At 36.6% G+C, this 13,458-nt stretch carries 14 protein-coding genes and 1 pseudogene; 2 read left to right on the top strand and 13 right to left on the bottom strand.

Going from position 1 to position 13,458, the window contains the following annotated elements; all coding sequences use genetic code 11:
• The first annotated feature begins 1,317 nt into the window (after positions 1 to 1,317).
• Positions 1,318 to 1,806, top strand: a complete 489-nt coding sequence (locus FBQ94_RS01235) for a hypothetical protein (RefSeq protein ID WP_007222454.1) — start codon at positions 1,318 to 1,320, stop codon at positions 1,804 to 1,806.
• Between the two features lie 171 nt (positions 1,807 to 1,977).
• Here FBQ94_RS01235 and FBQ94_RS01240 read toward each other — a convergent pair whose 3' ends face one another.
• The 10 genes and pseudogenes from FBQ94_RS01240 to FBQ94_RS01290 all read right to left on the bottom strand — a co-directional run bounded on the left by FBQ94_RS01240 (position 1,978) and on the right by FBQ94_RS01290 (position 8,645).
• Positions 1,978 to 2,421, bottom strand: a complete 444-nt coding sequence (locus FBQ94_RS01240; protein WP_007222455.1) for a ferritin family protein — start codon at positions 2,419 to 2,421, stop codon at positions 1,978 to 1,980.
• 106 nt (positions 2,422 to 2,527) lie between these two features.
• Positions 2,528 to 3,472, bottom strand: coding sequence for a thioredoxin-disulfide reductase (trxB, locus tag FBQ94_RS01245; protein ID WP_007222456.1), 945 nt, complete (start codon positions 3,470 to 3,472; stop codon positions 2,528 to 2,530).
• A complete protein-coding gene (locus FBQ94_RS01250; protein WP_285441935.1) occupies positions 3,469 to 4,206 on the bottom strand; it encodes a hypothetical protein in 738 nt (245 codons plus the stop codon). Before FBQ94_RS01250 ends, trxB begins: the two co-directional genes overlap by 4 nt.
• The gene (gene rd / locus FBQ94_RS01255) at positions 4,148 to 4,309 is read right to left on the bottom strand and encodes a rubredoxin (RefSeq protein ID WP_007222458.1); all 162 of its coding nucleotides are present in this window, start codon (positions 4,307 to 4,309) and stop codon (positions 4,148 to 4,150) included. The genes FBQ94_RS01250 and rd overlap by 59 nt, the downstream gene beginning before the upstream one ends.
• Positions 4,310 to 4,444: 135 nt before the next feature.
• Complete coding sequence (locus FBQ94_RS01260) at positions 4,445 to 4,972, bottom strand: cytochrome c (protein ID WP_007222459.1); 528 nt, start codon at positions 4,970 to 4,972, stop codon at positions 4,445 to 4,447.
• Positions 4,973 to 5,310: 338 nt separating this feature from the next.
• A complete protein-coding gene (locus FBQ94_RS01265; RefSeq protein ID WP_007222460.1) occupies positions 5,311 to 5,853 on the bottom strand; it encodes a cytochrome c in 543 nt (180 codons plus the stop codon).
• Positions 5,854 to 5,976: 123 nt separating this feature from the next.
• A pseudogene (locus tag FBQ94_RS01275) lies at positions 5,977 to 7,354 on the bottom strand (aspartate ammonia-lyase).
• The gene (locus FBQ94_RS01280) at positions 7,351 to 7,893 is read right to left on the bottom strand and encodes a ferritin family protein (protein WP_007222462.1); all 543 of its coding nucleotides are present in this window, start codon (positions 7,891 to 7,893) and stop codon (positions 7,351 to 7,353) included. The pseudogene FBQ94_RS01275 and the gene FBQ94_RS01280 overlap by 4 nt, the downstream one beginning before the upstream one ends.
• A 193-nt stretch (positions 7,894 to 8,086) precedes the next feature.
• A complete protein-coding gene (locus FBQ94_RS01285) occupies positions 8,087 to 8,443 on the bottom strand; it encodes a ferritin family protein (RefSeq protein WP_007222463.1) in 357 nt (118 codons plus the stop codon).
• A gap of 19 nt (positions 8,444 to 8,462) precedes the next feature.
• Positions 8,463 to 8,645 (bottom strand): hypothetical protein, encoded by a 183-nt coding sequence (locus FBQ94_RS01290; protein WP_007222464.1) that lies wholly within the window; start codon positions 8,643 to 8,645, stop codon positions 8,463 to 8,465.
• A 557-nt stretch (positions 8,646 to 9,202) separates the two neighbouring features.
• On the opposite strand from FBQ94_RS01290, the gene FBQ94_RS01295 reads away from it, so the two are divergent.
• On the top strand, positions 9,203 to 9,868 hold the full coding sequence (locus FBQ94_RS01295; RefSeq protein WP_007222465.1) for a peptidoglycan recognition protein family protein: 666 nt from the start codon (positions 9,203 to 9,205) through the stop codon (positions 9,866 to 9,868).
• A gap of 16 nt (positions 9,869 to 9,884) precedes the next feature.
• Here the strand turns inward: FBQ94_RS01295 and FBQ94_RS01300 are convergent, their stop codons facing one another.
• The 3 genes from FBQ94_RS01300 to FBQ94_RS01310 all read right to left on the bottom strand — a co-directional run bounded on the left by FBQ94_RS01300 (position 9,885) and on the right by FBQ94_RS01310 (position 13,416).
• Positions 9,885 to 10,232: a hypothetical protein gene (locus FBQ94_RS01300; protein ID WP_007222466.1), complete on the bottom strand. Its 348-nt coding sequence runs from the start codon at positions 10,230 to 10,232 to the stop codon at positions 9,885 to 9,887.
• Positions 10,233 to 10,379: 147 nt separating this feature from the next.
• Entirely contained in the window at positions 10,380 to 12,569 is a 2,190-nt protein-coding gene (locus FBQ94_RS01305) for a secretin GspD/PilQ domain-containing protein (RefSeq protein WP_007222467.1), read from the bottom strand.
• A 46-nt stretch (positions 12,570 to 12,615) separates the two neighbouring features.
• Positions 12,616 to 13,416, bottom strand: a complete 801-nt coding sequence (locus tag FBQ94_RS01310; protein ID WP_007222468.1) for a hypothetical protein — start codon at positions 13,414 to 13,416, stop codon at positions 12,616 to 12,618.
• Positions 13,417 to 13,458 lie beyond the last annotated feature (42 nt).

Below are 13,458 nucleotides of genomic sequence, written 5' to 3' on the forward strand. Positions count from 1 at the left end.
GTATGATGAAATTAGGAATGCCGGAAAGTTATGCGATCTCATAAATTGCATACTACAGGGAAAAACTGCTTTTTTATCGGATTTGTGCAACAAAGCCGTCTGCTTGAGCAATTTGTTCGTCTGCTTAAACTCATTTTGTGTACAAGCATCATTCATAGTATATTTGAAATCATTACAGGATTGAGCCTTTTCAGTAATATAAAAAGGACTATCTATTTATTCAATTCTCATCGCAGATATTTATCTTATAGTTACTCAAAATACTGTTGGATCATAAGAATGTTATGGATAAAGGCTGTCCAAGAAGGTGGTATTATGTCATTGCGAAGGAGGAGTGACTGAAGCATCTTAATCCCCCTTGATCCCCCTTTAGAAAAGGGGGAGAAGTGTGAATGATTTAGAAAAGAGAGACTTGGAAATCCTTACCAATGGGGAAATACAGGAGTTGTTAATTCCCTTTTCTTTTTCCTAAACTAAAAAACAACCTCATTTCCCCCTTTTCCAAAGGGGGGATTACTTCTTCTTTGCCTTGTTCCGGGCTTTGGCTTGCTCGCAATGACCATTAAAACATAACCTCTTTAGACTGCTCCCAGGCCGAGTTGGCACCTTATTTTAAGTAATTGCTTTATCTTACTGCTTTGTTTAATTCTGGAAGCGTTATATTTCCTTATTACTATTGCTCTATTTAGTTAAAGACTTTACTATACGGAATGAAATGAAGTAGTACATTATCGGGCTATGGATATTTTCTTAGTATTACCTAAGAGTGCTTATATCATCTTCGCTTCTGGGTAGGACTTAACATCTTTAAGAGGTTGTTTTTTCGTTCAACAAAATGTATTTTAGATAAAATTTTTAAAAAAAATTTTTTTTGATACAATATCTGACTGCTTTGTAATAGTTTTGTAAAAAAATGTGGAAATATACTTTCCCCGTAAAGGCTTTAGGAGGATTAACATCGTATAAATTCTCCATAATAAGCTCATTGTATGGCTTTTTACTAAACCCGTTTTTTACTTGTAGTAATGCGCTACTGCTGTACGTCTCATATTAGAAAGAGCGAGGCCATTCACACGCTCTGTATGATCAATTTTCATAAATAGCTAAGGTACTACAGTATCCTTTATCTTTTTTGACAAGTTCCTTTAAAGCAGTTTTCAATGGGACTCATAATCTACGAAAAAGTCTTAATCTAAGAGTATCACTTTCTTAAGGGTTTTCACTTATTTACGTCATTTAACATATGAGTTGATTATATAGAAAATTCCTGTTTATTCAACAAAAAAATATAGAAAAATTTTATATCACAGACAAATTATGCAAGACATCTTACAAACAGCATTTAGAGAAGTATTAAAAAAATGTATAGAAAGAAAAAAGACTCAAAAAATGAATCAAAAAGATTTTGCAAAAATCATAAAATTATCGGGAACCGAGTTAAGCAATATATTAACAGGACAAGAAAATATAGGGAAAAAACGATGGAATGATATCGTTGAAAAACTAGGCTCATCATTTGACGTTGATGTTAAAAAAAGGGTTGTAGAACTGATAGAAGAATCATTAAAAGAGAAATCTGCAAAAGGTAAAACGCAATCCGAATATCTGGAAAAATATAAACCTTTTGAATTGGAAGAACAAAAATATATTGGTCTATTAATTGAAATTTTCAGAGGTTCAAACAAAAAAAATATAAGAGCCCTTAAAGAGAATATCGGGGCATTTTATGATACGCGCAATATAAAAACGGAAACAGAAACAAATGCTATACAAAACGACCATATAAAAAAACAACATGCTTGCTGAATTGACCAAAATGGGAAAATTATTTTGTTTAAGATGTTGGCGGGGAGAACCCCATGAATGCCATTCATAATGTGAAAAGCCATTATGGTTAAAAAGCGAAAAGCCTTGTTCTTATGGTTATAGAGAACAAGGCTTCTTACCATATAACGAGATTACTTCTCTTATTTCCTTTTAATCTTCCCGAAAGACAATATCGTCATAATACAATTCAAGCCTGTGCTTATGTTTTAGTTCTTCCTGAGCCAAAATCTTGCATAATTTTTTTATATCAGCATTATCTGCCGATTTGGCCATGCTAACATAAAAGTTATAGGATTTCTGCTCTTTCTTCATAGCAACGATAAGCACATCCTGAAAATCTTTAACTTCTGTAATATCCTTATCAACCAAATACTCAGTAATATGGAGATCCTGAATTTTTTCAGGCTTAAATTTTTTGATCTTAGAGGCATCAAAATTTTCCAACATCTCCTTATGTTTTAATTCTTCCTCGGCAAGTTCCTTTATCCATACTTTTGAAGCCGCATCCTTTACAAGCTTTAATGCATTCGTATAAAATTTATATGCTTTATCTTCTTGTTCCGCGGCTTGTTTAATAATCTCTTTTACATCCATTACTCTATTCCCCCTCCTTTCAATAGTTAAGATACTATTAAGTTTAACCATACCAATTATGCATTCATTACGGTGCAAAGATACTAAGGTATCTCATGTATTAAATTTATTTCTTTGTTTTGCCTAAGGATTTTAATTCTGTCAATTTATGTTCAGCCGCAATAGCGGCAGTAACCCCTTCCCCAACGGCAGTTGCAATTTGCCGATAAGAATTTTTTCGAATATCACCGACAGCATACAGTCCCTCAATAGCTGTTTCCATATGGATGTTTGTCTCAATATGGCATCCGGTATCTACGCAGAGCAAATTGCCTAAAAAATCTGTATTCGGTGAACTTCCAATGAAAATAAAAACTGCTTGACAGGGAAAATCCTTTTTCTCTTTCGTTAGAACATTTTGAGTAGTAACCCCTTCAATCTTTTCTTTGCCGTTAACACTTTCAACTATAGTGTTTAATACTACACTTATTTTTGGATTTGAAAAGGCATCGTCGAGATAAATCTTTGTAGCCCGAAACTCATCTCTCCGGTGTATTATCTTGACTGAATTGGCATATTTGGTAAGAAAAATGCCTTCTGTAATAGCAGAGTCGCCTCCTCCAACAACAACAACATCTTTACCCTTATAAAACGCTCCGTCGCAGGTGGCGCAATAGCTAACGCCATTCCCATAAAATTCCTTCTCACCAGGCACCCCTAATTTTTTGGGATCTGCGCCAGCAGCTAAAATAACGACATGGCTGGCGTATTTATCGGTATCAGTCGTAACGATTTTTAAACCATTTTCCAAATCTAATTTCGAAACTTCCTCATACCGGACCTCTGCACCAAACCGTTTGGCCTGCGCTTCCATTCTCTGTACCAAATCAACACCGGTAATAACCTCAGGAAACCCCGGGTAATTCTCAATGAGTTCAGTACCGATTAACTGACCTCCCAGATATCTCTTCTCAAGAATCACCGTCTTAAGCAGGGCACGGCAGGTATAGACAGCGGCGGCAAGGGCAGCCGGTCCTCCTCCCACAATAACTACATCATAATCGCTATTCACATTCCCTTTAAACCTCTCATTGCATTTAAAACTTGCCATCCATAAAAATTTAAGGCAAACTGTTTTTTTTCAATATGACACGCTAAACATTGCTTCGTTCCTTCCGTAGCCCAATCACGGGTTACAAATGCAGTTTTAGACTTTTCTCCTTTTGGCGTTAACTTTTCCTTTCCTGCATGGCAGAAATTACATTCCGTTCCCATAACCTCAGAAAGCTCAAACATCTTCCTGGCCTGTTGTTCGTTTTCCTTATAATGATTCAGATCAATATGACAATGGTCGCATTCAACACCCAGCGCAACAGAAGCCTTCATCATTTCCTTTGATTTCTCTCCTGCTTCTGTAAATACTGTTAAATCTTCATTATGGCAAAAATTACAATCAACACCCAGGAGGGATGTCATCCTTTTTATCAGTGCTTCTCTCTCTTCTTTTGTACCTTTAAAGTAAGGATTTGAGTAGGTAACGCTTGGGGTGTTTTCCCTTCTCTGTTCTGTATCCGATAAAGCGTAACTTTCAAAGCAAGATATCGCAATACCCGTGATAACTATATATATTCTCAAGTTTTTCTTTTGAAATAGTTTTAGCATACATGCTACCATAAAATTAAGGTTATAATGAAAAAACAACAATCCAAATGGCGTTTGGATAGGAATATATCGACGGTTAAGGGTCTTAATCGAGTTTGTCAAACATATCCCTACCAGCGCCACAGGATGGACAAATCCAATCATCCGGTAAATTCTCAAAAGACGTCCCGGGTTTTACGCCATTATCCGGGTCTCCCTTTTCCGGATCGTATACATAGCCACACACCCTGCATTCCCACTTTGACATGTATTTTTTCTCCTTAATGTTTAATAATAAATATTTTACACTACATTCTATAAGGTTATCAATCTTTAAAAACAAAGAAAGTGCAAAAGACCCCTTCTTTTGCACTTTCTTTTTCGTCCATACTGCATTCAAAACTTAACGGTTTTCAATAGGTATTTGCTTATCCCGAAGATTCTTATGGCATTCGAAACAAGTCTTTTCTATCATAGATGTAAAAGATTTAAGGGTTGCTCCTTCATCGTTCGACTTTGCAGCTTTTTGAATTTCTAATGCTGATGATGCAATATCTTTTAAATACGCATCAAAATCCTCTTTTAATTTTGTAATCTTCTTTGAATCATTTGGATCTATCTTGGCCCGTTTATACCATGGATTCTCCTTTGGATCTACCTGAAAGAATGTTTCGTTTATTTTATAGCTTTGATTTACAACTGCGCCTGCCTCCTGCGCGACATATTTAAAATTCCCTGCTAGTATTCCATCAAGAATATTTTCCATATGGTTTGCTATCTCATTCATCAATGCCCTGGTAGGTTCTATAACTCCCTCATGGGAGGCAACTTCTTCCTCAGCCAATGAAACTACAGGAGCGTTAATACTAATCCCTAATCCTATCAAACTCATACCTAATAAACCAATAGTTAAAAACCCCTTCCTTTTCAAGGTATATCTCCTTTCTAAAAATGATAAAAAATAATATACAGGACTAATTATCCTCCAAATGTATACTATTTTAGCACAGGGTTCAATGGTAAAATAACGGATGAAATTTCTCATATCACTGCAACCCTATGGATAAACTATCTGTCTCCATGTCTATTTAGCCATTTATATTTAGTGATAATTGACTTCAATAAGCATAGCAGGAAGAAACATGCTTCATACTATATCAAAAGAACAAAAGAGTGCAGGTAATTTATTATCTGCACTCCCTTGCCAATTCATTACTCAGAGTTTGAAAAGACCTCGTCGCCATTCAATAATTTTCAGATGGTATTTTATCACTCATGCATCTTTTTGTGGCAATCGATACATGTGTTTTTTATCAAACCCGAAAAGGCATCAAATGCTGTTTCTCCATTTTTTGAATCCGCTGCTTTTTGAATCTCTTGCAGAGATGCATCTATCTTTCCAAAATAGCTTAAAAAATCTGCTCTCAATTGTTTAAATTTCTCTAAATCTTCCGGCTGCAAATGGGAGGTTTTGGGATCTTTCTCATATGCTTCAATGTCCAAGCTTTGAGGGAAATAGGTATTAATAATCTGTTGACCTTTTTCTGAAACGGCGGTGGCGTTTTGTTTAACAGATTCAAAATTACCTTCTAATATCGCAGTTAGCAGCGCATTTATCCTGTCCCTTATCTCCAATGCCATGTTTCTCAGAGGTAACTTAACGTCTTTATGCCACATAGCTTCATATTTATGATAAATCATTTGTCCTTCACCTGCTCCTGCATAAGCGGCTGAAGACCGAACGATATTTGTTGATCCTATGAATACCACAAAACCTAAAAGACTTATACTCAAAAATATTACCTTTTTCATACAAAACCTCCTTCTTACCTAATAATAATTTAAAACAAATAGAGTTATCACTGTGTCGACAAATAATCCTCCTTTCTTGTATCATGGATTTTCTGAAAAAAACAAATCACAAAGATTATCAATTTATACAGAAGCGCCTTTTGTATGCGGCTCAGTCATAAAAGCAGGAGATAATATCTGGTCTAATTGATCTGCAGGAATAAGTTTGTGTTGCTGAATAATCTCTTTTACAGATTTCCCTGTCTGCATCGATTCTTTTACGATATCAGCCGCTTTTGAATATCCTATAATAGGATTCAGAATAGTAACGATTCCCAAACTCCTCATGGCATAGTTCCGGCATTTACCTTGCAGCATTTGTAAGAATGATAATGGAATCAAGTAGCTTGTACTGAATTAACGGCATCATAACATTCAGCTCAAATTGTCCGGCCTGAGCGGCCAGCGCTATTGACATATCGTTGCCCAGAACAGAAAAACAGACCATATTCATCATTTCAGGAATAACAGGATTAACCTTTCCTGGCATAATAGATGACCCTGGCTGCATTGCAGGCAGATCGATCTCCGCCAGCCCTGTGTTTGGTCCGGAATTCATTAATCTCAGGTCATTTGAGATACGGATAAGTTCCACAGCTAAAGTGCGAAGGGATCCAGAGTGTTCGACAAAAGGCGCACAACTCTGCGTGGCCTCAAATCGATTCTTTGATTCCTTGAGGTCAAGATTGGTCATCTTTCTAAGCTTTTCAATAACTTTGTGAGCAAACTCCGGATGAGTGTTAATTCCTGTACCTACAGCGGTGCCACCGATTCCTAATTCTTTTAAGCTTTCGATTGCCTTTTCAATACCTTTGGTCGCTTTAAACAGGGATTCCGTATAGCCAGAGAATTCCTGTCCTACCCGGATAGGTACAGCATCATGAAGATGTGTACGGGCTGATTTTATCATTGAATCAAATGATTTTGCTTTCTGATTAAACACCTCAATCAGGATATACAGGCCCTTAATAAGTTTTTTAGATAACTGTAACGCTGCGATACGCATTGCAGTAGGATAGACATCATTGGTGGATTGTCCATAATTCACATGGTCGTTCGGATGCACGATGGAATAATCGCCTTTTTCACCACCCAGCATTTCGATTGCAATATTAGCAATAACTTCATTTACATTCATATGATGTGATGTTCCTGCCCCTGCCTGGTATACATCCACCAGAAACTGTTCCTGAAATTCACCATTCAATATGCGGTCACATGCCAGAATAATCATATTGCCAATCCTGCTATCGAGGCAACCGAGTTCTACGTTCACCATAGCAGTTGCCTTTTTTATATGAGCAACGGCCAAGGTAAATACCGGCTGAGATGTTTGACCACTAATGGGAAAATTCTCAATAGCCCTGGCCGTTTGGATTCCGTAGTAGACCGTTGCAGGAACATGCATCTCACCCAGGGAATCTTTTTCGGTACGGAATGAATCGATCTTTCTCTTGCTCATACTTTTTTACTTACCATATTCACCCACAGATCATACATACGTCCTTCGTTCTCGGCTTCCCAAAGCTCTGTATTTTCAAGATATTCAAGCGTATTCTTTAAAATAGTACAATGTATCTCCTCCTCACTGGCAAGGAAATGATACACATCCTTTTCCCTTCTGTCATGCGCATCTTTAGCAGCTTGTTCATAAAATTTAATTCCATTTTCCTCTATCGTTATAGCCAGCTTCACAGCTTCTATATCGTTTGTGTTTGCATTTACCTTTTGTTTTAACTCATCGCCCATATCCTGAAAGATATTTATGAGCCTCTCTTTGGGATTTATTGCAGTTTTTTCTCTTTCCTGAACAGCCTCTTTATGGGTAAACAATAAGGTCTTGATCCTTTTCGCATGCATTTTTTCATCTTCTATAAAAGATCGGAACATAGCCTTACCCATAGGATGAAAGGTTTTGGATGCCATATCAGTATAGAATTTTATCCCGTCTATTTCCATCTGGAGTGCAATTGATTTTATATCCTTTAAAGCCTCGCTCATTGTATATCCTTAACATTGAAAATTTAAATCAGTTTGGGTTTTAAAAGGCAAAACCCAACGAATTTTTACCCACCCCTACCCCTCCCAAGAGGGGACTTCCCCAATACCCCTCTTGAGAGGGGCTAGGGGTGTGTTCATGGCATAACGAAAAACTTTGAAATTCCTAAACACTAAAGTTCTCATTCTCTATTATTTATTGCGGAAGGGATTTTATTGAATAATCATTAGCTATATCAACAAGAGCAAATTTCTGGCAGCACAATGAGCACCGTTCCTCATTCCCCACCGAAGGCATCTTCCCAAAATTAATCTCCCAGCCACACATAAGACAATAGAAACTCACATCATGATTATCAGACTCAATATCTCTGATAATTCTTCCTATAGCATCCCGGTGCCCCTTAGCCGCCCTTGCCAGATGTTGAAAAGTTTCTTTTACCTTAATATCTTTCGAAGCAACGGCGAGTTGGTTATATAAATGTTCTTGCTCTTCCTCTACCTCTAAATTTTCCTCCAGGAATTCCAGTATAGATTTATACCCTTCTCTCATCTGTATCTCTCCTAATTATTTAAGATAGTCTACTCAAATGGTCTTCCAGTTCTGCTTTATGCCGTATTTCGTTGTGCAGAATACCCTCAAGCAGGGCATTGATTTTGGGATCATGAAATACCTTAATCTGATTACTGTATCTTTCAATGGATATATCTTTTTTTTGTATCGCTAATTTTATATTTTCAATATCTTTACTCATTTCTTAATTTCCCCTTCCTGCAAAAATAATATTTTTAAGTTATACTCATTCTATAATCAATTATTATACCAAAATGTTGCCTTTTGAAAATTACACTCAAATATATCCTACTTATAATCAATACTTGTAGTTACAAGAAATGTACGATCAAAAAAATTTGAATTCTCAAGCAACTTATATCAAGAATTTTAGACCGAAAATCCATTTCTTTAGATTTTTATCCTTTGGTTTAATACATTTTTGAATAAAACTCCAAAATTTACTTCAGCAATTTAACTGTTGACAATATAGGATTTCAATTTATAATGATTTTTAACATAACGGCAGCCTCCAAGTGGTTGGGAGGACAAAAGTAAAGGGTCTTTAACCTGTTGTATATTCACATGAAGTAACACAAACAAATACCATAAAATAAAGTTGTTAAGATAACCTTACTGCCGAAGATGTTCTTTGATGAATATTTTCCTGTAAGGTTTTTTATTTATAGATGGATATGAAAAAAATCCGCTTCGAAAAAAGCCAGTGTATTACTCAATAAAAATTTTTAGGTTAAAAATATGCGAAAACATGAAAGAATTATTCAATATCTTTCGCTGACCGCAACGGTAGTCGCTACCTCGGGACTACTCATTTCCATACCTTCTTTTAATAGTGTAAAAATCGAAAAATCCCTCCCTTTTTTCAACATTTCCAAATTAAAAGAATCTTCTCCTGAATTGAATCTTGTTAGCATTTGCCGTACCGATGTAAGCGAAAATCAGTGGAAATATATTGTTATTCATCACAGTGCAACTGAAAAGGGAAACGCTGCTCGATTTGATAATTATCACAGGAATAAGAGAGGTTGGGAATATGGTCTTGCGTACCACTTTGTAATTGGAAATGGCTCATTCTCGGGAGATGGAGAAATAGAGGTTGCTGAGCGATGGAAAAAACAGATACATGGAGCACATACAGCAAATATGGCCTGCAATCGGGTGGCAATCGGGATTTGTCTGGTTGGTGATTTTGAAAATGGAGGTGTTCCTACCGATAACCAACTCGATTCGTTAGTTAAATTAATCCAATATCTCTCAAGAAGATATACCATTTCTGTATCAAACATATTATTACATAAACAGGTACATCAAAAGGGCACAGCTTGTCCGGGTAAGAATTTCCCATTTGCCGAACTTAAGATGAAGCTTCTGCAAATGGCCTCAAATCCGACCAACCATATTTAAAAATACCGGATTTGCCTTATTTTATTGGTGTCTTTAAGAGTTCAGCTTTCACATCTTCAATAGATGCACCAAAGGGTTTCCCGTAGTGTTGTAATTTTTTATCATACTTATAATTTCTTGCAGCCACTAATCCCAGACTTCCTCCCTGAAAATATTCATACACCATGATAATTTGTTCTTCCGTGTCCACAAGGTAAAATGGTTGTCTACTCCCTAATTGTCCGCCTACTACACCAAAAACCTGTTGCGCACTTCCGTCTCCCTGAGCAATAACATAATTTGTTGTATTCCTAAAAATCAGAATCATAAGCAGCAAGGCAATAATAATAAGCAAGAGTGTATTCACCTTATCCACTTTACGCATAAGACCTCCATGAATGAATAACTATTTTATTTGTTTAACGAGTATAGATAACTTAACGAAAAACTTTGAATTTCCTCTCCATTACATAAGATTGTAAACCAGGCTATACCATAATTCTTATGAATTTATCTATATTATGAATACTTCCTAAGGATTATTTGAATCTGTCACCTGAAACTTTTTATTCGATATGCTACTCAGAAAATCTGCCTCTTGCTCTTCTTTGATAATAATAGTGGGTTTTAAAAGAATGATCAAATTTGACTTTCTGTTATTCTTCAAATTTCGGGAAAACAGCCTCTTTAGCAGAGGTATTTTCGATAATACGGGAATGCCCGTTGTCTGATCATCCTTGTTAATAGAACCAAGTCCGCCAATAATAAGCGTGCCTTTATCAGGCACACAAACTGTTACCGATACCTGGGAAACATTTATTGTCGGCAATTGAACAGTAGAGGTAGGAGGTATGTTAACAACCCCTGTACCTCCGGTCGTAAGGGTTGTATCGGTGCCAACTCCGGTAAAAGTAAACGATTCTATTGTCTCAATTTGAAACACGGAAGGAGTTACTTCCAGATAAATGTATTTTCTATCTGCACTCACAATAGGTCTTACATCAAAGGTTGTTCCTTCGGGAATTGTACCGATAACAGGAGTTACGACACCTTCGGCAACGGAAGTACTTTGAATATAATTCGTAGTTTTAACAACAGCAATATTACCACGCTGGGTATTAGAGAGTGTTATTCGCGGTGATGTAAGTATTTCCGAGTCCTTACTTTCCTGGACGGCGCGTATAAATCCTTTTAGCATACTATTATGTAAGATGGAATAATTGAGCGAAAGCCCACTGCCAGCAACCAGTTCGCTAATATCTGCTTCAGCGCCTGTATCGATAGAGGTATCATCACTAAAAAATTTACTGAAATTGCTGCCTATATCCTCAAGAAATTCATCAGTAACGGAAATAAAACGGGCTTCAATATTTACCTGAAGGTTCTGTGACGACCTTAAAGAAGCCAAAAGGTTCTCAATCTGCCTATGAACGAATTTACTATTAACCACTACAAGGTCTCCCGGGTGACCCACCCTTGCAATGATACTCCCTTCGCCCTGACCAGGAATATTCATGTGCCGCTGACTGTTGGGAATAGCAGCGCCAATAACATGAGTACGATATGACCACGATGCTGGTTCGATAGTAGTAACAATCAATTCGATCAGATCCGATACCCGTTCCGAAGGATCTTTTGTTTTAACCGTTTCTTTTTTTCGCATGCTCAATTGAGAGGAAGATGCTGTAATATCAAATTCAAGGGGATCCTTATCATCCAGGTTGATTAATATATCCCTTACATCATAAACTCGCAGTTCCGTTTTTTGTTTATAAATATGCAAGATATCCCCTTCAATTACATACTCATATCCCTTTGGCAGGATATACTTCAAAGCTACTCTCAATGGCACATCTTTCAGTCTTAAGGTAATATGAACATCTCCCGCTTCTGAATCAATAATCATATTAATATTTGTCTTTTCCCTTAAGAAGATAACAACATCCTTCAAAGGTGTATCTAAAAACTCAAAGGAGATGATCATATTCAGGGCATCTTCAATTTCCTTTGGAGGGGCGCTTTCCACAGGATTGAGATTCATTTGAAGCTGTTCTGTCTTTCTTTTATTTTCTTTTACAATCTTATCTAAATCGGGAAGTATGCGATCTGAAGCATCTTTCCACTGTTCTTTTGTAGGAAATCTCAGGATTTCCTGATAAGGAATGGATAATTCTCTCAGATATTCGTTGCTTTTCAACTTTTCTTGTGCATCGATAGTTTTTAAATATTCTGTAATATGCTCATGCCTTATATCATTCAGCTTTCCTTTTATATATAATACTTTTTTATTCAGAGGGTCTATCTTAAGCATGAAATCTGCTATTTCTGCAGCATCATCATATCGTCTCTCGTAAATGGCAGTGTACACATCCCCCAGTAAAGCTGATATATCTTTATGCACAGGAGGAGTAACTATCGTTTCTTTTTGCACGCCAACGTTGCTCTGTATTTTAGACAGCATCCTCTTTCCCTCAAGGCATTGTCGTGATTCTTCCAGTAATATTTGCGCCTCTCTATTGGCAGGTTCTAACAAAATAGCTAATTCCAGCGCCTCAATAGCATTCGGATAATCTTTTAGCTCAAAATATATTTTAGCAATCTTAAGATAGTGATTGTTGAGCGGAGAAGATTCTGTTTTTGAAGTATCCTGTGCGTCTATTTGATTCGATGCAGAAAGCAACAAACCTATGTTTAAGATAATAATTAAGATTATATTTACCATATTCTGTGTGTGTATTCTTTTAAAATAACCCTGCCAAAAATATCTTTCAATGAGTTAAAGAGGTATTTGTTAGTGGATGAACAATAACTGTTTCTGTCCCCAGATTTACAAATTCTCCTATCCACAAGTCATACGATTTGCCTTTCTTATATTCAAACACAATTTTTGAAGTTGAAATCATCTCTGCCTCTTCTGTAAGTGAGGTACCTAAGAAATTATTCTCTTTATCCCGAAGAACACTCGCCCTTTTCATCATAAGCGGTTTTTGCGCACAAGGAACTATTTCGATCAATTTACAACGAGTATCAAAATCTATCGTTTCCCCTCTGATCGTCTTTTTCTCACCTATGGTTTTCCCCTTTTCGACGATAAAACTTTTCGTCCACCAGACATCCTTATACAATCTCCTGACCTGAATCAAGGCCAGTTCCGGAGTGCCCCCTTTAAAGATAAATTCTCTATCTCCCGGGACATCAACCTTTAAATGCGGATAGGCTTGTAATTCTGCTTTCTTTAATAAATCTTCCATGGTAATATCCGAAATTGATTCTCCTTTTGCAGGCTTACGAAAGATTTTGAACTGTTGCAGGAAATTTGCCTTGGGCGGCGTTGCGAATCGCAATTCGAGCTGCATTGCCTCTGTGAGTTTTGTACTTATTGCCGGAGGTCCGCTCATCTTTAGTTTTCTTTCGATAACATCCGATAGTGATTGTAATTTTGTAGTAACCTTATGCGTTTTTCTTTTTAATACCATGCTGGTAGAGAACACCGTATAGATAAAATAACCTACCGCAATACCGAGAACAAATTTCTCAATATATTTGAATAGAAAGTTCTTTGGTCTCATGATTCTATAAAAACAGCAATAAAAATTTATATTTCAATTTCC

It is taken from the genome of Candidatus Jettenia sp. AMX1, from assembly GCF_030263775.1.
Classification (GTDB): domain Bacteria; phylum Planctomycetota; class Brocadiia; order Brocadiales; family Brocadiaceae; genus Jettenia; species Jettenia caeni.